The sequence below is a fragment of the Paraburkholderia sediminicola genome (assembly GCF_046027825.1).
Classification (GTDB): Bacteria; Pseudomonadota; Gammaproteobacteria; order Burkholderiales; family Burkholderiaceae; genus Paraburkholderia; species Paraburkholderia sediminicola_D.
This window is the reverse complement of sequence record NZ_JAQQDU010000023.1, coordinates 17,550-36,548: the sequence shown is the minus strand read 5'-3', so window position 1 is coordinate 36,548 and position 18,999 is coordinate 17,550. Positions and strand designations below refer to the sequence as shown.

Here is an 18,999-nt window from a genome sequence, read left to right as displayed (position 1 = left end):
CCGCAGTAAAAGCTTCGTTTCCGAAGCCTCCCACCGCAGACCGGCCATCCCCCTGGTTTCCCACGCAAACCCATCCGCGACGCATGCAGTGCGGAGTGGGAGCTAATGACACCTTTGTCACTGACGCCGAGTGTGCGAGAGCACGGATTCCAGAGGTGCCACTACCGCGGCTGCGCGGGGGACCCGCTTAAGAATTAGCGGTTTGAGCCGCTTTCTTTGCTTAGCTTTCTTTGCGGCGGCAAAGAAAGTAAGTGCCGCCCCGCACAGGGGCAACGCTAATAGACCACTAAGAATTCAAGAAAAGGCCAATACCGTAGGCGTACAGCCAACGCCGCCGCCCAAGGCAAAGAAAGCCCACCTCTTAATGCCTCTTCTTCCCCCCCGAATGCCCACCTTCCGCCGGCAAGTGCCGCGGCTCCGTCACATCAACCGCAATCGGATCACTGGCCGGAAAGCTCTCCTCGAGAGCCTCATCGAGCCTATCCTCCGCAGACTCAACGGGCTGCGCCACATCCTTAGGATGAGTTCCGTGCTGCTTCTGCTTGCTCATGACATGCTCCATTAGAAGAGGCTCAACAACTCAGCATAGCGCAAAGCAGGCCCCCACGTGAGCATCAGCCGAACGCCCCAACCCCTCGCACCGTAAGCATTCCCTTCAAGCCCCAAGCCCCAAAAACCAGCTCAGAAAACACCCGGCAAAAAACAAAACTTAAAACCAATCCGCATCAAGTCGTTTTCCGTGTGTCGCCTGAAAAACAAAAGCAATCCGCCTGCCGCACCGGCAGGCATACCGCACGGCATACCGTGAACGGGCAACATCCAGCTCGGGAGGGGAGCAAACAAGAACAGCGAACACCAAGGCAGCGAACGACATGGACCGAAACAACCCTGCACGCGCGCAGCGCTTCAACGCGTCACACGTGGTGGAAGCGGAACTGGAACACCTGGATTGGGCAACACGGCAACCGGCGCTGCGCATGCTGGACGCCCTGTACTGGCGCCGCCGCGTGCTGGCGGTCAAATGCGGATTCGAACTGACGGACTTGCAGGCAATACGACTGGAGAAGATCTTGCAGCGGCTCGGCCATCCTGCGGAGTAGCCGGCCGCTGTGGCAGCAGTTTATTCGTTGCCGCTGGGGGTGCCGCCGCCATTGCCGCCATGGTTGCCGCCGCCATGGTTGCCACCGTCGCCACCACCCGTGCCGAACAGACGCCGGCGGCGGGTGACCACCACCGGACCGTCGGACGTGCTGCTGCTACGATCTGACGCAGGGCGGTCCGAAGACGGCGCGCCGTACGACTCGCGCGGTTCACGCGGCTCGCGATGGTCGCGCGGTTCACGCGAGCCGTGCGGGCCACGCGTGGTGTGCTCGCCGTGCGAAGGCCGCCCGGCTCGCGGCGCCGGACGCGTGCCGGTGTCGAGCTGGATCGTTGAGATCGCGCGCTTGTAGATGCCTTGCAGGCCGACAGGCGTGCGCAGCATCACCAGATACTGATCGAACGACTCGATGCACCCCGTCAGGCGAATGCCGTTGACAAGGTAGATCTCGACGCGCTTTCGTTCTTTGCGCGCAGCGTTCATGAAGTCGTTTTGCGGATGCGATTCTGCGGAAGCCATGGACAATTCAGGTTAGTAAGACGGTTGTTCGCCGCGATTCTACCCTGTGTGGGGGCGGAACGCGTCGGCGGCCGAACTCCGTCCACTATAACGGCTTGCGCGCACATAAGCATCTGATAACTATTAGCTGTAACGTTGAGTTACGAATCTGCGGACGAGAAGCGCTTTCTTCGGCCACGATCGGTCGGACCCGCGTTCGGTCGGACCCGCGCGCGGGCGGTTCCGGTGCGGCTGGCGGAAAAAGATAGTGCGTGCCGATGCCGCGCGCGGAATAAATCACCGCCGGCTCACGTTAAGTCAGACACGGCTTCGCTGCATATCGCACGTGGCCGATCGGGTTGCCGGCTCGCGCGCACCGGCCAGGCACTCATCAGGAGACTCACCATGAAAGCATCCCGCATTCTTTCGGCCGCCTTCGTGCTGCTGGCGCTCGCGCTAGGCTCGCTCGCCACGACCGCCTGCACCTCCGCGACCGACAACAGTGCCTCGGGCGCCAGCGGCGCCAGCGGCAGCACGAGCAACACTGGCGGCTACTGAGCGTTGCCACGCAGGGTGAATTTCGAAGCGGAAGTGATTTCGTGGCTCCCGCAGTTGCGCCGCTATGCACGCGCACTGACGGGCGACCGCGCCTGGGCCGACGACCTGGTGCAGGATACGGCGGAGCGCGCGCTCGCGCGCTGGGCGGCCTTCCGTCCGAACAGCAACCTGCGCGCGTGGCTCCTGACGATCCTGCGGCATCTTTACATCGATCAGTTGCGCGGTCGCCGCGAGATTGCCGTCGACGATGAAAGCGCGCCGTGGCGCAATCTCGAAGCGCCGCATGGCGAAGTCGACGGTCTGGTGCTGCGCGATCTTCAGCGCGCGCTGTATTGCCTGCCGGTCGAGCAACGGGAAGTGCTGCTGCTCGTTTGCGTGGAGGAGCTGTCTTATCAGGAGGCATCGAAGGCGCTCGGCGTGCCGATCGGCACGGTGATGTCGCGGCTCTCGCGGGCGCGGGAGCATATGCGCGTGCTGATGACGGAGGGGCCGGTTGAAGGGGGCGCTGAGGGGCTGGCGCGTAAAGTCCCGCCGTTGAAAGTAGTGAGAAATCCGTAATGAACAACGACCACGATTCCAGCTTGCCTGAGGGGTTCGATTTGCACGCGCTGTCGGCGTTTGTCGACGGCGAGTTGCCGCCTGTGGAGCGCGCCGCGATCGAGGCACAACTGCCGCAGCAGCCGCAGGCTGTCGCGAGAGTGGCCGCATGGCGTGCGCAGAAAGCGGCGCTGCGGGCGCTGTGTGGTGCGCCACAGCGCGATGAACACAATGAGCGCAGCGGGAGCGCCGGGCAGAGCGCAGCCGATGAACCGGCCTTCATTGTGGTGCGGCGGCCGACGCCGTGGTGGCAACGCGTGGGCCTCGCTGCGTGCTGGCTCGCGGCAGGCGCGGGTCTCGCGCTTGCCCTGGGGCCGCTCGCCCCGCGCCTGACGGGCGGCGCGTGGAACGGTCTGGGCGGCAGCCAGCCGCCAAGCTTTGCCGAGCGCGCCGACGTCGCCTATGCGGTGTACACACCCGAGCGGCGTCATCCCGTCGAAGTCGCCGCGAGCGAGGAAGAGCATCTGATCAGCTGGCTGTCCAAGCGGCTGAACCGGCCGCTGTCGGTGCCGTCATTGCAGGAGTACGGTTACTCGCTGGTAGGCGGGCGTTTGTTGCCTGGCGAGGCGGGACCGGCCGCGCAGTTCATGTACGAGAATCAGAGCGGCGCACGGCTCACGCTGTACATCACCGGAATTTCGCGCGGTGAAACCGCGTTCCGCCTGTTCCGCGACGGTAACCGCAGGACCTTCTACTGGGTCAGCGACCGCATGGGCTACGCGCTGTCCGGGCCGATCGCGGAAGGCAAGCTGCGCTCGATTGCCATCGACGTATGCAGCGCGCTCGGCGGCAAACCGGAGGACTGGCAGTAGCGCTGAAAGCACGGCAAGCACCAGGACCTGGCAAAACACTGGTGAGAAGAACCTGCTGCAACACGCGGTAACAGAAACGCCTGGCGCTTGCTGGCCGCCGTCGGAATAGCGTCGCGCGGCGCCTCGTTTACTCGCTGCAGGATCCTGCCGTCCCACCTTGCATGCGCACCGGGACGGCACGCTCCCGTGCGAGGCAAACCGACGGGGTCTTCACGGTGTCGACACGCCCTTTGCGAGTCGCAACGCCGATGCGTCGAGGCAGCAAAATCATGCTTACTTTTCATCCTCTCGGCACGGGGCTGTGTTCCGGCGTTGCGTGTCTGTGTCTGTGCCTGTGCGCCGCATGCGCTGCGCCCGTCGAGGCGCAGTCTGACGCCAACGCGCCGTTGAACGACGCTTTGGCGTGCCGTTTCGTCGTGGGTCAGGCCGAAATCGACGGCGTCATGCAGCAGGTCAGCGGCCGCGCTTGCCTGCAGCCGGACGGTAGCTGGCAAATCGTCGAAGACGACGCCGCCGCACTGGCCTTAGGCCCAGCTCCGGTGTATTACTACGATTCATGGTATTGGGGGCCGCCGGTGGTATTCGCTGCGGGCGTGTCGGTCATTTTCGTCGACCGCTTTCATCATTTCCATCACATGGACCACGTGCACTATGTGCGCGGATCGTCTGGAATGGGTGCGCGCGGCGGCTGGCATGGCGCGTCGTCGACGCAAACATGGGAAGGCATGTCGCACGGCGGTGGTGGCGGAATGCGCCGCTAGCTTGCCGCCGCTCGCACGCATCGCCGCAAAGGAGAGATCTTGACGCGCAGCTTGCCGCCGAAAGTTTCCGCCACTGAGTTCGATCGCGCGCTCGCGGGCTGGCGCGCGATTGTCGGCGATCCACAGGTGGTGACTTCGGCGGCCGGGCTCGCCGCGTACCTCGATCCGTTTGCGCCCGGCGAGCGCGAAGCGTTCTCCGCGTCCGCCGCGCTGCTGCCCGCATCCGTCGACCAGATTCGCGCAGTGTTGCGGATTGCCAATCAATTTCGTATTCCGTTGTGGACGGTCTCGACCGGACGCAACTTCGCGTACGGTGGCGCCGCGCCGCGACTGACGGGGTCGGTGGTGCTCGATCTGCAGCGGATGAACCGCATTATCGAAGTGAACGAAACGCTCGCCTACGCGCTGGTCGAACCGGGCGTCAGCTACTTCGATCTCTACGCGCATCTGCGCGACAAAGGCTACAAGCTCTGGGTCGATCCGCCAGCGGCGGGGTGGGGCAGCGTGGTTGGCAATACGCTCGAGCGCGGCTTTGGCTATACCGCGTACGGCGATCACGCGGCGGCGCAATGCGGCATGGAAGTGGTGCTCGCCAACGGCGACGTGTTGCGCACAGGAATGGGTGGAATCGAAATCGGCACTGCGTGGCAACTGTATCAGCCGGGCTATGGGCCTTCCTTCGATGCGATGTTCATGCAGTCGAACTTCGGCATCGTCACCAAGCTCGGTGTCTGGCTGATGCCGGCACCACCCGCGTATCTGCTTGGCGAAATCCAGTTCCGGCACGAAGAGGATCTCGAAACGATCGTCGAACTGTTACGGCCGTTGCGGCTCGATGAAACGATCCGCAACAACGCGGTGATCGAAGGTGGTTTGCGCCGGGCCGCGGGCGTGTCGTCACGTCAGCAGTGGTACGAAGGCAACGGCGCCATGCCTGAGAACGCGGTGGCGGCGATGCTCGACAAGCTGAATGTGGGTCGCTGGAATCTGCATTTCGCACTGTACGGGACCCCTGAATTGATCGACGCCCGTTATGCGATCGTGCAGCGCGCATTCGCGCGCGTCCCGCAGGCCAGACTTTCGGCCGCTCGCTATGCGGGCGATGCGCAACCCATCGCGGGCGGCGATCGCAACCTGGCCGGTATCCCGGCAATGAGCGCGTTCCGCATGCTCGACTGGCGTGGCGGCGCGGGTGCCCATGTGGACTTCGCGCCGGTGTGCCCGGCGACCGGGCGCGACGCGATGCGCCAGTACACCATGGTGAAGACGCGCGCGGCGGAATATGGCTTCGATTACTACGGCGGTTTTACGGCGGGTGTGCGTCATCTGCATCACATCTTCGCGGCAATTTTCGATCGCGACGACGCGAACCAGGTCGAGCAGGCCGGTGCTTTGCTGCGTTCGCTGATGAGCGATGCGCGCGCGGCGGGTTACGGCGAATATCGCGCGCATCTCGCGTATATGGATTTCGCCGCGGCGCAGTACAGTTTCAACGACGGCGCGTTGCTGCGCCTCTCGGAAACGATCAAGGATGCACTCGACCCGAACGGCATTCTCGCGCCGGGCAAGCAGGGGATCTGGCCGGCGGCGTGGCGCGACCGGCGGGGTTATACGTGAGGCGCGTGAGCGGGATGACGGGTGGGGAGCGGGTAAGGTATGTCACGTATGCGAGGTGTGAGAGATGCGAATGCCGTGCGTGACATTTGTGAACTAGTGGCGTGATCAAACAATGGACCGACGCACTTTCATGGTGACCAGCGCATGGCTTTCGACCGCGGCAGGTGGCGCGTGGCCGTGGCTCACGCATGCTGCCGCTCGTCACGGCACGCTCGCCGTGATCGACTCCACCCTCGCGTGCGGCCCCGCATTCGCCGACTACGTCGCGCACATGAATCTGCCCGCCTTCGAAACCGGCGACGACATCGGCGCGCTCTGGTACACGACGCTTGCACCGCGTCTGTGGCAAACGCCGACGCAAATGCCGGCGGCGCTGATCGGCCTCATACGCGCATCCGATTACTTCGTGCTGAAGGAGCTTGCCACGCGCGTTGGCCACCTGGTCGAGCACCGCTACGAGCAGGGCACGGGGCCCATCGCAAATGTCGCCTTCGCGCTGACGCCGGGCCTTCTCCGCTAGAAGTTATAAGCCTTGTTCTTCGGATCGAAGGTCGAGTCATCGAACGTTTTCGGCGTGATGCTTTCGAAGACGATCTTCTCGAAGATCTTGCCGTCGTTGCTATAAGACTCGACGGTGCGGAAATACGGATGCCGCAGATCCAGCCCGAGCGTGTCTTTCTTCGCATAGAACTGCGGCTGGCCGTTCGGCGTTTCGAAGGTGAAGGCGACGACGCGCACGCCATCGATCGTTTTCACTTCCACCTGAGTTGTGTGCGGCACGCCGGCTTCGGCGTATTTTCTGCCTTCGGAGAGGTACTGATTGGCAATGTACTCGGTACCGAGATCGCGTACCTGGTGGTTCGATTGCGCACGGGCGAGGGCGCCGTTCAGTGAGGTCCAAAGCGGCATCACGTTCATGATGCCGCCCAGGTGGCCATACATTTCGTCGGTGCGTTTGGACTCGTCGTAGATGATTTCCTGACCTGCGTGCGCGCCGTCAGGCAGCCACTTTGCGTAGATCCGCAACGGGTCGTGGGCGATGCGCACCAGCATGTGATCGGGTTTGTCAGGCCATTGGCCGTGAATGCGTTCCGAGCGCGACATGACGAACTCGTATGACGGGTAACCGTTTGGCCCTTCCTTGATGTAACGCGGCAATGCAAGCGGATCGAGCGACTGGAACAGGGCGACCAGTTGCGCGTCGTCGAGTTTTTCCATCGCGCCGCTTTGTTGCTCGGCGCGCAGCCACTTGACCTGCTCATCGAGCGTGAGCTTGCCGACCTGCGAGGACGGCGTGGTGGGCGCCTTGACGGCGACGCCGGTGTCGAGCGCGGGCGGCATGTCGTCGTTCTGCGCGAACGCTGGCGGTGTTGCCAACGCAGCAGCGCTGCCAACCAGTGCGCCAATCAGGAGTGTGCGTGATGAAAGCGCACGTAATGAAGCAGTCAGGGGCGCACCCCATGTTGTGCTCGCCGACGAAAAACGGGCGAGGCGCATGAAGGCCGGCGAGCGGTTCAAGCGTGCGGACATGCTGTGCTTCATCAGTGTCTCCGAAAGGATTGCGCAAGGCGCGGTATCCGGCGCCTTGCCTGTCAGGCAGGTTTTTGCTTCGCGAGTTCCTCGTCGCGCAGCGCGCGGCGCAGAATCTTGCCGACGTTGGTTTGCGGCAGCTCCTCGCGGAACTCCACGAGCTTCGGCACCTTATAGCCCGTGAGGTTCTTGCGGCAGTGGGCGATCACCTGTTCCGCGGTCAGCGACGGATTGCGCTTGACGATGAACACCTTCACACGTTCGCCTTGCGCCGCGTCGGGCACGCCGATTGCGGCGACTTCGCGCACGTCTGGAAGCGCCGCGATCACGTCTTCGACTTCGTTCGGATAGACGTTGAAGCCCGACACCAGGATCATGTCTTTCTTCCGGTCGATCAGGCGAATGAAGCCGCGCGAATCCATCACGCCGATGTCGCCGGTGGCGAGCCAGCCCTCGTCGTCGATTACCTTGGCGGTTTCTTCCGGGCGATTCCAGTAGCCTTTCATCACCTGAGGCCCCTTCACGCACAGCTCACCGGCTTCGCCGACGTTCGCCCATGTGCCGTCGTCCTTCTTGAAACGTACCTGCGTGGACGGCGCGGGCAAACCGATCGAGCCTTCGAAGTCACGCAGATTGGTCAGGTCGACCGGATTCATCGAGACGATTGGCGAGCACTCGGTCAGCCCATAACCTTCGATGATCGGCTTGCCGGTGACCGCCTTGAAGCGATCGGCGACCGACTTCTGCGTGGCCATGCCGCCCGCCATCGCGAGCTTCAGGTTCGAGAAGTCGCGCTTGCAGAACTCTTCGTTGTCGAGAAACGCGTTGTATAGCGTGTTCACTGCCGTCATGCCGGTGAATTTCTCGTGGCGGATGATCATCATCACGCGCTTCATGTCGCGCGGATTGGCGATCAGGATGTTGCGTCCGCCGAGTCCCATGAAGATCAGCGCGTTCACGGTCAGCGAATAGATGTGATACAGCGGCAGCGGCGTGAGCACCGTTTCGATTTCGCCGCTCAACTGTCCCTCTGACCACGCCTTCGCCTGGAGCAGGTTGGCGATGATGTTCCTGTGCGTGAGCATCGCGCCTTTGGCCACACCCGTGGTGCCGCCGGTGTATTGCAGGAAGGCGATGTCCTGGTGAGTGGGGCGCACGGGCGTCAGCGGCCGCGTATAGCCGGTCGAGAGTGCGTCGAGCAGCGGCACCGCTTTCGGCAGGTTGTAGGCCGGCACCATCTTCTTCACATGGCGCAGCATGAAATTGAGCAGACGTCCCTTCAGATTCAGACCGTCGGCGAGCAGATCGCCGAGGCCCGTCACGATGACGTTCTGCACCTTGGTGCCGGGCAGCGCGTCTTCAACGGTTTTCGCGAAGTTCTCGAACACGATGATGGTTTGCGCGCCGCTGTCCTTCAGTTGATGCGCGAGCTCGCGCACCGTGTAGAGCGGATTGACGTTGACGACCACGCCGCCCGCCTTGAGCACGCCGAACAGCGAGACCGGATACTGGAACGTATTCGGCAGCATGATCGCGACGCGCTCACCGGGCTTCACGCCGATGCTTTGCAGATACGCGGCGAATGCGGTGGCCTTGCGGCCGAGCTCGCCATACGTCATGTTTGCGCCGACACTCACATACGCGACCCGCTCGCGAAACTGCGCAATGCATTCGTCGAAGAACTGCACGAGTGATTCGTACTGGTTGACGTCGATTTCATGCGGGACGTCTGCCGGATAGGACGTGTACCAGATGCCGTCGGTGTTGGGCGCGTGATGTGCCACCTGACTGGGCACCTGGTCTGCCGCATTCGCGAGCGGTGCGGATCCGGCGGCGGGCGAGAGCGGGGCTTGCGTGGGCTGGGTCATCGGTCGTCTCCTGAAGCCGTGGCTTCATCTGTTTGTGTGCTGGTCTTGCAGCCAGTCATTGACGTTATCAAAGCGGTCCTCGAAGCAGTCATGGCAGCAGCCTTCGAAACAAGGCAATCATTGAATCACGCGCTGAGCCAGCCGCGACGCTCAGCGTTCCAGAATTGCCACCACACCCTGGCCGCCCGCTGCGCAGATCGAGATCAGCCCGCGCGCGGTGCCGGCCGGCTTGTTGAGTTGGGCGAGCATTTTCGCGAGTCCGGCGACGATGCGGCCACCCGTGGCGGCAAATGGATGGCCGGTGGCGAGCGAGCTGCCGTTCACATTCAATTTTGCCCGATCGATCGCGCCGAGCGGGCCCGGCAAATCGAGTTGCGTGCGGCAATACTCGTCATCCTGCCATGCCGCAAGCGTGCACAACACTTGCGCGGCGAAGGCTTCGTGAATCTCATACAGATCGAAGTCCTGCAACGTGAGCCCGGCGCGCGCCAGCATGCGCGGCACGGCGTAGGCGGGCGCCATCAACAGGCCTTCTTTCTTGTCGAAAAAGTCGACGGCGGCGGTTTCGGACCAGCTCAGATACGCCAGCACCGGCAGTCTATGTTTGGCTGCCCATTCTTCGCTCGCGAGCAGCACGGCGGACGCACCGTCCGTCAGCGGCGTCGAATTGCCGGCAGTCAGCGTGCCCGCGTCGCGATCGAATACCGGCTTCAGGCCGGAGAGTTTTTCGAGCGTCAGATCGGTGCGCAGATTGTTGTCGCGCGCAAGGCCGCGGTACGGCGTCATCAGATCGTTGACGAAGCCGCGCGCATACGCCTCGGTGAGCTTGCGGTGGCTGTCATAAGCGAGCACATCCTGCGCTTCGCGCGAGATGTTCCAGCGCTTGGCCATCAGCTCGCAATGCTCGCCCATCGACAGCCCCGTGCGCGGCTCGCCGTTACGCGGCAAAAGCGGTTTGAAAAACATGCCTGGCCGCAGCTTTGTCAGCGCACCGACACGCTGGCCCGTGCTCTTGCCGCGATTCGCTTCGAGCAGGATCTTGCGCATGCGTTCGTTGACGCCGATCGGTGCGTCGGAGGTCGTATCGACACCGCCCGCAATGCCCACCTCGATCTGCCCGAGGGCGATCTTGTTGGCGACGAGGATGGCCGCTTCCAGCCCGGTACCGCAGGCCTGCTGCACGTCGTAGGCGGGCGTTTCCTTAGCCAGTGTGGTGGACAGCACGGATTCGCGCGTCAGGTTGAAATCGCGCGAATGCTTGATGACGGCGCCGGCCGCCACTTCACCCAGGCGTTCGCCGTGCAGGTTGTAGCGGTCGATCAGGCCTTGCAGCGTGAACGTCAGCATGTCCTGATTCGACGCGGTCGCGTAGGCGGTGTTTGAGCGGGCAAACGGAATCCGGTTGCCGCCAATGATGGCGACGCGGCGCACGGCGGGCTGCGGGTTGGACATGCTCGGCTCCTTTGGGTCGTTCCCTGGTTATTGAACGGTGCGAATGGTAAGTAAGGCTTACTTTGCGTGGGTGTTTCGGTTAGTTCAACAACGATTTGCAGACGGCTTCAATTCCATACGGCGACGAAAACATGCGCGTGCCCGCGGGTGCTTCATAGCAGCTTCCATTGCATGCGGCCGCGTAAATGCGGTTTTTCGCCGGCAATGTCGCGCACCTCGAGGTCGCGCTCGATCAGCGAAGGCGACGCGCTCCACAGCGACGCCTCGCCGGGCAGCAACATCGGCAGCTTGAATTCGGCGGACAGCGTTGCCTCGGCGAGTGGCTTGGGCGGTTGCAGGGCGGAGGCGGCACGCGCCAGCGTCCACATGCCATGGGCAATGGCGCGTGGAAAACCGAATGCTTTCGCGGACAGCGCAGTGAGATGAATCGGGTTGTAGTCGCCGGACACACTCGCGTAGTCGCGGCCCAGTTGCGGCGGCAGTTGCCAGCGCGAGATGCGCTCCAGTGCGTCGTGCCCGAGTTCCAGCGGATCGAGCGGACTGCCGCTCGCCGGCACACCGCGTTTCAGATAGACGCTGTCGCCGTCCCACACCGCTTCGCCGCGGCGGTACATGCGGGTATGCAGCACAAACGCCTGGCCCTTGTCGTGACGCAGCAGCGCGCCGAATTCCACCTCGACGCGCACCATGTCCTTGTAAGCGAGCGGCCGGCGCAGCCGCACACGATTGGCCAGATGCACGAGGCCGAGCGCCGGCCAGGGAAACGCCGGGTCGGTCAGCATCAGCAGATGCAGCGGGAAGGCAAGCAGATGCGGGTACGTGAGCGGTACGCCGTGCTCGGGGATGAAGCCGCAGACCCGCGAATAACGCCAGATCGGTCCTGGATCGAGGATCACGGCGGGGCGCACGAGGCGCAACGCCGGCAAGTGCGTGTCGCGCCCGCGTTTGACAATGCCGGACAACGCGCGGGCATACAGCTTCGCCGGCGCGGGTAACTGCTCGATGACGACGGTCTTCGGACGGGCCGCGCTTGCTGCGTGACCACTCCTGAACGGATCACCCGGCTCACCCATGCTCACGCTCCAATCACGCTTTGTCCGCACACGCGCACGACCTGGCCGCTCACGCCCGCCGATCCCGGATGCGCGAGCCATGCGATGGTCTGTGCGACATCCACCGGCTGGCCACCCTGGCTCATCGAATTCATGCGGCGGCCGGCCTCGCGGATGGTCAACGGAATCTTCGCGGTCATCTGCGTTTCGATAAAGCCGGGTGCAACCGCGTTGATCGTGATGCCACGCGCGCGCAGATGCGGCGCCATGCTTTGCACCCGGCCGATCACGCCGGCTTTTGACGTGGCGTAATTGGTCTGGCCGAGATTGCCGGCAATGCCGCTAATCGACGACACGCCGATGATGCGGCCGCCATCGCGCAGAATGCCCGCCGAGAGCAACGCGTCGTCGATCCGTTCCTGCGCGGACAGGTTGATGTCGATCACGCTTTGCCACGCGGCGTCGGTCATCTTCGCGATGGTTTTGTCTTTGGTGATGCCCGCGTTGTGCACGACGATATCCACGCCCTGTTCGTCGAGCGCCGCAGCGATCTGAGCGGGCGCTTCGGGCGCGGCAATGTCGAAGGCGAGGGCGGTGCCGTTCAACTGGCGCATGGTCGAATCAAGCGCGTCGCGCGCCGACGGGATGTCGATGCCGATGACGTGCGCGCCTTCGCCAGCGAGCACGCTTGCGATCGATGCGCCGATGCCGCGCGCCGCGCCGGTGACCACGGCACGCCGGCCCGCGAGCGGCTGATTCCAGTCGAACGCCGGCAAGGCATCCGCGCCGGCACGCACACCGATTCGCACCACCTGACCTGATACATACGCGGAGCGCGGCGACAGAAAGAATCGCAACGTCGAGTCGATGGCGTTCTCGGCACCTTGCTCCACGTAGACGAGATTCGCGGTAATACCACGCCGCGCTTCCTTGCCGAGCGAACGCGTGAGGCCTTCGAGCGCGCGCTGCGCGGTCCATTGGCGCGGGGTCGCGCAGGCTTCTGGCGGACGCCCTAGCACGATGATGCGGCCGCACTTGCCGAGCGAACGCAACGTGTCGTGGAAGAACGCGTGCAGCGGTTCGAGCTGGCTGCTGTCTTCGATACCGCTGGCATCGAACAGCAGGGCGGTGAGCTTGCCATGCGAACCGGACTCCGCCGGTTCGAAACGACCCGTCATCAGACCATGGCGATTCGCGAGCGGCACCCACAGCCCCGCGCTTTCATGCGCCACGCTGGTCACGCCGATGCTCGTGACGAGATTCGCGAGCGCCTCGAGCAGATGCGGTTGGCGGCCCGCGCCGATCGCCACCAGCCCGTCGAACTCGGGCCGGTCCGCGCGATAGCGTTGCAGTACCTCGGGCTTCGGCAAGCCTAACGAGCGCGCGAGGCGCGCGCCGAACGGCGAGTTGACGAAGTTCAGATAAGAGTCGTTCATATTGTTCGTTGCTCCGCTGGCCACGCCTTGAAGGAAGTCCCTACTGGGGACGTCGGACGTGTGTCAGTGTGCACCCAGTTTGGGGCACTGAGTGTGCCCCGCCTGGATGTTGTTTTTAAGGCACTCAGGCCGCGAGCTCCAGGGCTTTTTCGAGCGCGTCCTTGCGCTTTTGCAAGCTGGCGAGCATGTCGAAGTCGGCAGGGAAGTCGTCGACCTTCACGACTTGCGCACCATACCGCGCATAGTCTTCCAGCACGCGGCGATCGTCGGCATCGATCAGGCCTTTCTGCTGGGCCGCTTCGGTCCACGCGGCCAGGTGCGGCAGGCTCTGAGGCATCGGTTCGAGCAGACCTTGTTTGACTGCATCGCGCAGTTTCTGGTCGATCTGCGTGAAGCGCGGGTTCAACTCGAACACGAGCTCGCCGTAACCGAGCGCATCGACATCCGGATGCGGCACGTACGAGTCGGACACGAGGCGGTTGCGCGCTGCGCCCGGCGTTTGCATCAGCTCCGCGATCTCGGTGCCCAACTGATCGGACGGCTCGCGATACGGCAGGCCGAACGGAAAGGCGAGCACGCGCACGAGACCGGCGGCTAGGCGGTTCGGGTAGTTCGCGAGCACGCCGTCGAGCGCGTGTTGCGCCTTGTAGAGCGAATCTTCGGCGCCCCAGCGCACCAACGGCAGATCTTCCTCCTGACGGCCTTCGTCTTCGAAACGCTTGAGCGTCGCCGAGATCAGATAGAGCTGCGAGAGCACATCGCCCAGGCGCCCGGAAATGCGTTCGCGCCGCTTCAGATCGCCGCCGAGCACAAACATGGAGACGTCAGCGAGCAAGGCGAACGCGGTCGAAATGCGGGTCGCCGCGCGGTAGTACGACAGCAGCGGTCCGTACGCCATGCGCGGCTTGGCGATGAAGGCGCCGCCCGTGATGCCATAAACGAAACTGCGCACCACGTTCGACAGCGTGAAGCTGACGTGGCCGAAAAAGGCCGCATCGAAATCGCGCAATGCCTTGGCGCGATCCGGTTCGCGCGTGGCCGCCATTTCCTTCAGCACATACGGGTGACAGCGAATCGCCCCCTGGCCGAAGATGATCAGGCAACGCGTGAGAATGTTGGCGCCTTCCACGGTGATCGCAATCGGCACCTGCTGATAGGCGCGCGCCAGAAAGTTCGACGGCCCCATGCAGATGCCCTTGCCGGCGGCGACGTCCATGCCGTCGTTGATGACCATGCGGGCGCGTTCGGTGATGTGATATTTCGCGATTGCCGAAATTACCGAGGGTTTTTCGCCAAGGTCCACCGCATGCGCGGACAGGCGGCGCGCGGCGTCCATCACGTAGAGGTTGCCGCCCATGCGGCCGAGCGCTTCCTGCACGCCTTCGAACTTGCCGACGGCGGTGCGGAACTGACGGCGAATCGCGGCATAGGCACCGGTGCCGCGCACGGCGATCTTCGCCATCCCTACATTCGACGACGGCAGCGAAATCGCGCGGCCCGCTGCGAGACACTCCATCAGCATGCGCCAGCCGTTGCCGACTTGCGCGCGGCCGCCGATCACCCAGTCGAGCGGAATGAAGACGTCCTTGCCCGAGTTCGGGCCGTTCTGGAAGACCGCGTTCAGCGGCCAGTGACGGCGGCCGATGTTGACGCCCGGATGATCGGTCGGAATGAGCGCACAGGTTATACCCGGCTCTTCATCCAGGCCAAGCAGATGGTCCGGATCGAGCGCGCGGAACGCAAGGCCGAGCACGGTCGCGATCGGTCCGAGCGTGATGTAGCGCTTGTCCCATGTGACGCGAAAACCCAGCGTTTCGTGGCCTTCAAACGTGCCTTTGCAGACGATGCCGACGTCGGGGATCGCGGCCGCATCGGAACCCGCGTAAGGGCTCGTCAACGCGAAGCAGGGGATATCGTCACCGCGCGCGAGGCGCGGCAGATAGTGGTTCTTCTGCTCTTCGGTGCCGTAGTGCATCAGCAACTCGGCCGGGCCGAGCGAGTTCGGCACCATCACCGAAACGGCGGCAGCCGAACAGCGCGTGGAGAGCTTCATGATGACCTGCGAATGTGCGTAAGCGGAGAACTGCTTGCCGCCATACTGCTTCGGAATGATCATGCCGAGGAAGCCGCGTTCCTTGATGAATTGCCAGGTTGCCGGCGACAGGTCCTGCCACACCATGGTGGTTTCCCAGTCGTTCGCGAGATCGCACAGATGCTCGCATTCGACATCGAGAAACGATTGTTCTTCCGCGGAGAGCGTGGCCGGACCGTAGCCGAGCAGCGTGTCCCAATGCGGGCGCCCGGAGAACAGTTGGGCGTCCCACCAGACGGTGCCGGCTTCGATTGCGTCGCGCTCGGTCGGCGACATCTCCGGCAGGATCTTGCGGAAGATGTCGAGCACCGGCTTCGTGAGCCACGCACGGCGCAGCGGTTTGATCGTGAGCACGAGGGCGGGGAGGACGAAGACGATCGCGAGCACCGTCGTCGCCAGCGGACCCGCTGCGCCGCTGGCATGCGCGGCTGCCACCCAGGCGATCATGAAGGCAAGCCACCATGAGGCGCGCGCCTGAAAGTAGACGAGCGCGAGAGCGGCAATGATGAGCACTAGGATGAACCACGACATGACGTTTCCTCCTGTTTCGATGGTGCGTGCGAACGCATCCACGGGGCGCGGACGGCTCGCGTTCTGTTGATCTTCTAACTGGCGGTGTTGCTGCGTGGCGTGCTCGGGGCGCTTTCAAGTCGCCTGTCGCCGCTTTTTAGCCACTGTTTCAGGCGCTCGTGAGCGGTGTTCGAGTCGCGCCTGCTTCGCTTTTCGTGTCGTCTTTGTAGTTCGACAGCGTGACGTTGCTTAGGTGCGGGACTTAGACGTGCTGCTCGGGTGTGCGGTACTCATGTTGTTTGCGCGCGGACGGCCTTTGACAGTGCCGCCCGCGCGGGCTCCGGCTCGGTCTGCGGATCAGGCCGTGCCGTGCAACGCCGGCAAAAACGAACTTGCCTCCACATTGCCACCGTGGCGCTCGCCATCCGAAGCTTCTGGCGCCGACGTTTCAAACCCGCCCGGCGCTTGCTGCGTCACTGCCGCCGGGCTCAGACTTTCCGCCTGGCCTTCCGGGGCGCCGTCGGTGGCGTCGCCCAGCACGGCGGCGAACGTAGCCAGTTGCGAGCTGTCGGGCAAGGGCGCTTTCAGCGCGGCCACCATCAGCGAAGCGAGGCGCGCGATCAGTTGCAGGTCGTTCATCGACTTGCCCTGCGAGAACTCGGAAATCAGGCTGTCGGTATCGGTGCCGGCCAGCACCCCGGACAGCGCGCCGATCGCGAAGTGCAGACGCCAGCCGAGTTCTTCACGCGGCAGATGGGGCAGCGCACGCTGGAATGCATCGAAAAAGCGCACCGCCACCGATTCGTAATGCGCATTCAGAAAGTCCCGAATGAACGCCGACGGATCGGTATAAGCGCGTCCCAGCAAGCGCAGAAACGCCTTGCCGCCCACGCGCGGATCGCGCGACAGCCGCAGCGCGGGAATGAACATTGCGCCGAGCACGTGCTCACAGGTCAGACGCTCGCCGAGCATGTCGTCGAAGCGATCGAGCAGCTTGAGCCGCTCCTGGTTGAGCCGGTCGAGCCGGCGCGCCAGCATCGAGTGAATCAGCGATTCCTTGCTGCCGAAGTGATAGTTGACTGCCGCGAGGTTGACTTCGGCACGCGAAGTAATCTGGCGCAGGGACATGGCCTCATAGCCGCAATCGATGAAAAGCGTTTCGGCGGCGTCGAGGATGCGGGACTTCGTGTCGCCGGCATGCCGGCCTGTTGTGCGAACTGCCATGTTGCGTCTCCCAGTTGCCGGGCATCCGGCCCGCAAACAAGCGATTCAAATGACTATTTGAAACAGCCGTTTTTTTTAGGATAAAGAAGGATGAGGACTACGATCAAGGGCCCTGTGTGGACTAACTCCTCTAGAAGACCTGACGAAGGTCCGTCTTTCCAATGCGCGCGGGCGCGTCAAGCCGCGCGGAAATAAAAAAAGGCCGTTCCGATCGAAATCGGAACGGCCTCGTATTGCTTACTGCCTGTGTTTGGCCTTGCGTTAGCTTGCTGACTGCAGAGCTTCGTGCGCGTTCTTACTTTGCGCTTGCTTTGCCTTGCGTCTGCGTCGCTGCGTTTTTCTTTAAGGCGGTTCGAACCGCCTTTGTATCTATTGTGCCCGATAACGGGCCGGCGAAATAGCTGTTTAGTTCGAACGCTTAAAGCTATGCGACGACTTCTTTCGCCGACTGCGTCATGTCGATGCCGCGACGTTCGCGGCTGAACGGAATCAGCACGGCGATCACGACAGCCACGATACCGATCACGACTGCCATGATCAGCGCGTAGTTGTTGCCGTGCGCTTCAGCGGCGCTCGCTTGCAGCGGGCCGTTCACCGACGCGATCAGATTGCCGAGCTGATACACGAGACCCGGGAACGTCGCGCGAATTTCATCGGGCGAGATTTCGTTCAGGTGGACCGGAATCACACCCCATGCGCCTTGCACTGAGATCTGCATCAGGAATGCGCCGACCGCGAGCAGCACGGGTGTGGACGAAAAAGCCCACAGCGGCAACACCGGCAACGCGATCAAGGCAGCGATGAAGATCGCGCGCTTGCGGCCGATCCTCTCCGAGATGTATCCGAAGAACAGACCGCCGCAGATCGCGCCGATGTTCAGCGTGATCGTGATCAACGACACGGTATGCGCGTCGAACCCATGCTGCACGCGCAGGAAGGTCGGATAAAGATCTTGCGAGCCGTGTGAGAAGAAGTTGAACGCGGTCATCAGCACGATCGCATAGAGCGACAACCCGATGTTTTGCTTCAACGTGGCGACGAGACCCAGACGTTTTTTCTTCTCGAGCGTCTTGAAGGCCGGTGACTCCGGCACGTGCGCGCGCACATACAGCACGAGCAACGCCGGCAGTACGCCGACGAAGAACATGCCGCGCCAGCCGATGTATTGGTAGAAGAGGCCGAACACGACCGAGGCGAGCAGGTAGCCACTCGGATAGCCGGCCTGCAGGAGACCCGAGACGATGCCGCGCGATTTCGGCGGCACGGTTTCCATCGTCAGTGCGCCGCCCACCCCCCATTCGCCGCCCATCGCGATACCAAACAGGGCGCGCAGCACGAGCAGGGTGGTCAGGTTAGGCGAAAAGCCGGACAGCAGTTCCAGCAGCGAGAAGCACGCAATGTTGACCATCAGCGTGGGACGGCGGCCGTATTTGTCGGCGAGCCAGCCGAAAATCAATGCGCCGACTGGACGCATCGCCAGGGTCAGCATAATGCCGAAGGCGACGGCCGGGATTTTTGTATTGAACTCCGCCGCGATATCTTTCAATACGAACACCATTAGAAAGAAATCGAATGCGTCCAGGGTCCAGCCCAGATAGGCGGCGATCGTGACGTTTCTCTGTTCCCGTGTCCAGCTCATTGATTGTTCTCCTGAGTCTCCAATAACCCGCGTTTGACGGCGGGCGGCTCTGCAGCCCCGTATGGCCTGTGGTGTGGGCTTCGAGCGAGTGTACGCCGACCCTTAAATGCTTGCATGATTGAACCCGCGTTTATCCGTACTAATCCCTGGAGCGAATTTCATGCGGAATCCGGCTGCATGCAAAATGTTTGGTAAATGTAATTATTGTATTAATCGTGACTGGTTATATGTTTGTTATTTGTAATGTTAATTTC

At 63.0% G+C, this 18,999-nt stretch carries 16 protein-coding genes; 7 read left to right on the top strand and 9 right to left on the bottom strand.

The window, feature by feature from the left end; translation table 11 throughout:
* Positions 1-872 precede the first annotated feature (872 nt).
* On the top strand, positions 873-1,100 hold the full coding sequence (locus PQQ96_RS15100) for a hypothetical protein (protein ID WP_408292995.1): 228 nt from the start codon (positions 873-875) through the stop codon (positions 1,098-1,100).
* Positions 1,101-1,120: 20 nt separating this feature from the next.
* On the opposite strand, the gene hfq is transcribed toward PQQ96_RS15100, so the two are convergent.
* The gene (gene hfq, locus PQQ96_RS15095; RefSeq protein WP_408292992.1) at positions 1,121-1,618 is read right to left on the bottom strand and encodes an RNA chaperone Hfq; all 498 of its coding nucleotides are present in this window, start codon (positions 1,616-1,618) and stop codon (positions 1,121-1,123) included.
* 384 nt (positions 1,619-2,002) lie between these two features.
* On the opposite strand from hfq, the gene PQQ96_RS15090 reads away from it, so the two are divergent.
* From PQQ96_RS15090 to PQQ96_RS15065, 6 genes are all read left to right on the top strand, one after another.
* Positions 2,003-2,155, top strand: coding sequence for a hypothetical protein (locus PQQ96_RS15090; protein WP_408292989.1), 153 nt, complete (start codon positions 2,003-2,005; stop codon positions 2,153-2,155).
* 15 nt (positions 2,156-2,170) lie between these two features.
* Positions 2,171-2,713, top strand: coding sequence for a sigma-70 family RNA polymerase sigma factor (locus PQQ96_RS15085; protein ID WP_201083822.1), 543 nt, complete (start codon positions 2,171-2,173; stop codon positions 2,711-2,713).
* Positions 2,713-3,564, top strand: a complete 852-nt coding sequence (locus tag PQQ96_RS15080; RefSeq protein WP_408292986.1) for an anti-sigma factor family protein — start codon at positions 2,713-2,715, stop codon at positions 3,562-3,564. The genes PQQ96_RS15085 and PQQ96_RS15080 overlap by 1 nt, the downstream gene beginning before the upstream one ends.
* A gap of 269 nt (positions 3,565-3,833) precedes the next feature.
* Positions 3,834-4,325 (top strand): hypothetical protein, encoded by a 492-nt coding sequence (locus tag PQQ96_RS15075; RefSeq protein ID WP_408292984.1) that lies wholly within the window; start codon positions 3,834-3,836, stop codon positions 4,323-4,325.
* Positions 4,326-4,364: 39 nt separating this feature from the next.
* The gene (locus PQQ96_RS15070) at positions 4,365-5,942 is read left to right on the top strand and encodes an FAD-binding oxidoreductase (RefSeq protein WP_408292981.1); all 1,578 of its coding nucleotides are present in this window, start codon (positions 4,365-4,367) and stop codon (positions 5,940-5,942) included.
* Between the two features lie 112 nt (positions 5,943-6,054).
* The gene (locus tag PQQ96_RS15065; RefSeq protein ID WP_408292978.1) at positions 6,055-6,462 is read left to right on the top strand and encodes a hypothetical protein; all 408 of its coding nucleotides are present in this window, start codon (positions 6,055-6,057) and stop codon (positions 6,460-6,462) included.
* Here PQQ96_RS15065 and PQQ96_RS15060 read toward each other — a convergent pair.
* The 8 genes from PQQ96_RS15060 to PQQ96_RS15025 all read right to left on the bottom strand — a co-directional run bounded on the left by PQQ96_RS15060 (position 6,459) and on the right by PQQ96_RS15025 (position 18,745).
* Positions 6,459-7,472: a DUF1571 domain-containing protein gene (locus PQQ96_RS15060; protein WP_408292976.1), complete on the bottom strand. Its 1,014-nt coding sequence runs from the start codon at positions 7,470-7,472 to the stop codon at positions 6,459-6,461. The two genes, PQQ96_RS15065 and PQQ96_RS15060, sit on opposite strands and share 4 nt — an antisense overlap.
* 62 nt (positions 7,473-7,534) lie before the next feature.
* A complete protein-coding gene (locus PQQ96_RS15055) occupies positions 7,535-9,340 on the bottom strand; it encodes an AMP-binding protein (protein WP_408292973.1) in 1,806 nt (601 codons plus the stop codon).
* Between the two features lie 150 nt (positions 9,341-9,490).
* Positions 9,491-10,792: an acetyl-CoA C-acetyltransferase gene (locus PQQ96_RS15050; protein WP_408292970.1), complete on the bottom strand. Its 1,302-nt coding sequence runs from the start codon at positions 10,790-10,792 to the stop codon at positions 9,491-9,493.
* A gap of 152 nt (positions 10,793-10,944) precedes the next feature.
* A complete protein-coding gene (locus tag PQQ96_RS15045; protein WP_408292967.1) occupies positions 10,945-11,865 on the bottom strand; it encodes a MaoC family dehydratase in 921 nt (306 codons plus the stop codon).
* A 2-nt stretch (positions 11,866-11,867) separates the two neighbouring features.
* Entirely contained in the window at positions 11,868-13,280 is a 1,413-nt protein-coding gene (locus tag PQQ96_RS15040) for a 3-oxoacyl-ACP reductase (protein ID WP_408292964.1), read from the bottom strand.
* Positions 13,281-13,404: 124 nt separating this feature from the next.
* Positions 13,405-15,903 (bottom strand): acyl-CoA dehydrogenase, encoded by a 2,499-nt coding sequence (locus PQQ96_RS15035; protein WP_408292961.1) that lies wholly within the window; start codon positions 15,901-15,903, stop codon positions 13,405-13,407.
* Between the two features lie 336 nt (positions 15,904-16,239).
* Positions 16,240-17,106 (bottom strand): TetR/AcrR family transcriptional regulator, encoded by an 867-nt coding sequence (locus tag PQQ96_RS15030; protein ID WP_408292959.1) that lies wholly within the window; start codon positions 17,104-17,106, stop codon positions 16,240-16,242.
* A gap of 424 nt (positions 17,107-17,530) precedes the next feature.
* On the bottom strand, positions 17,531-18,745 hold the full coding sequence (locus tag PQQ96_RS15025; RefSeq protein WP_408292956.1) for an MFS transporter: 1,215 nt from the start codon (positions 18,743-18,745) through the stop codon (positions 17,531-17,533).
* Positions 18,746-18,999 lie beyond the last annotated feature (254 nt).

Excerpts from the sequence above, each read along its gene's own strand:
- PQQ96_RS15100 (WP_408292995.1), top strand. The coding sequence starts at position 873 with ATGGACCGAAACAACCCTGCACGCGCGCAGCGCTTCAACGCGTCACAC.
- hfq (WP_408292992.1), bottom strand. The coding sequence starts at position 1,618 with ATGGCTTCCGCAGAATCGCATCCGCAAAACGACTTCATGAACGCTGCG.
- PQQ96_RS15090 (WP_408292989.1), top strand. The coding sequence starts at position 2,003 with ATGAAAGCATCCCGCATTCTTTCGGCCGCCTTCGTGCTGCTGGCGCTC.
- PQQ96_RS15080 (WP_408292986.1), top strand. The coding sequence starts at position 2,713 with ATGAACAACGACCACGATTCCAGCTTGCCTGAGGGGTTCGATTTGCAC.
- PQQ96_RS15075 (WP_408292984.1), top strand. The coding sequence starts at position 3,834 with ATGCTTACTTTTCATCCTCTCGGCACGGGGCTGTGTTCCGGCGTTGCG.
- PQQ96_RS15065 (WP_408292978.1), top strand. The coding sequence starts at position 6,055 with ATGGACCGACGCACTTTCATGGTGACCAGCGCATGGCTTTCGACCGCG.
- PQQ96_RS15060 (WP_408292976.1), bottom strand. The coding sequence starts at position 7,472 with ATGTCCGCACGCTTGAACCGCTCGCCGGCCTTCATGCGCCTCGCCCGT.
- PQQ96_RS15055 (WP_408292973.1), bottom strand. The coding sequence starts at position 9,340 with ATGACCCAGCCCACGCAAGCCCCGCTCTCGCCCGCCGCCGGATCCGCA.
- PQQ96_RS15050 (WP_408292970.1), bottom strand. The coding sequence starts at position 10,792 with ATGTCCAACCCGCAGCCCGCCGTGCGCCGCGTCGCCATCATTGGCGGC.
- PQQ96_RS15045 (WP_408292967.1), bottom strand. The coding sequence starts at position 11,865 with ATGGGTGAGCCGGGTGATCCGTTCAGGAGTGGTCACGCAGCAAGCGCG.
- PQQ96_RS15040 (WP_408292964.1), bottom strand. The coding sequence starts at position 13,280 with ATGAACGACTCTTATCTGAACTTCGTCAACTCGCCGTTCGGCGCGCGC.
- PQQ96_RS15035 (WP_408292961.1), bottom strand. The coding sequence starts at position 15,903 with ATGTCGTGGTTCATCCTAGTGCTCATCATTGCCGCTCTCGCGCTCGTC.
- PQQ96_RS15030 (WP_408292959.1), bottom strand. The coding sequence starts at position 17,106 with ATGGCAGTTCGCACAACAGGCCGGCATGCCGGCGACACGAAGTCCCGC.
- PQQ96_RS15025 (WP_408292956.1), bottom strand. The coding sequence starts at position 18,745 with ATGAGCTGGACACGGGAACAGAGAAACGTCACGATCGCCGCCTATCTG.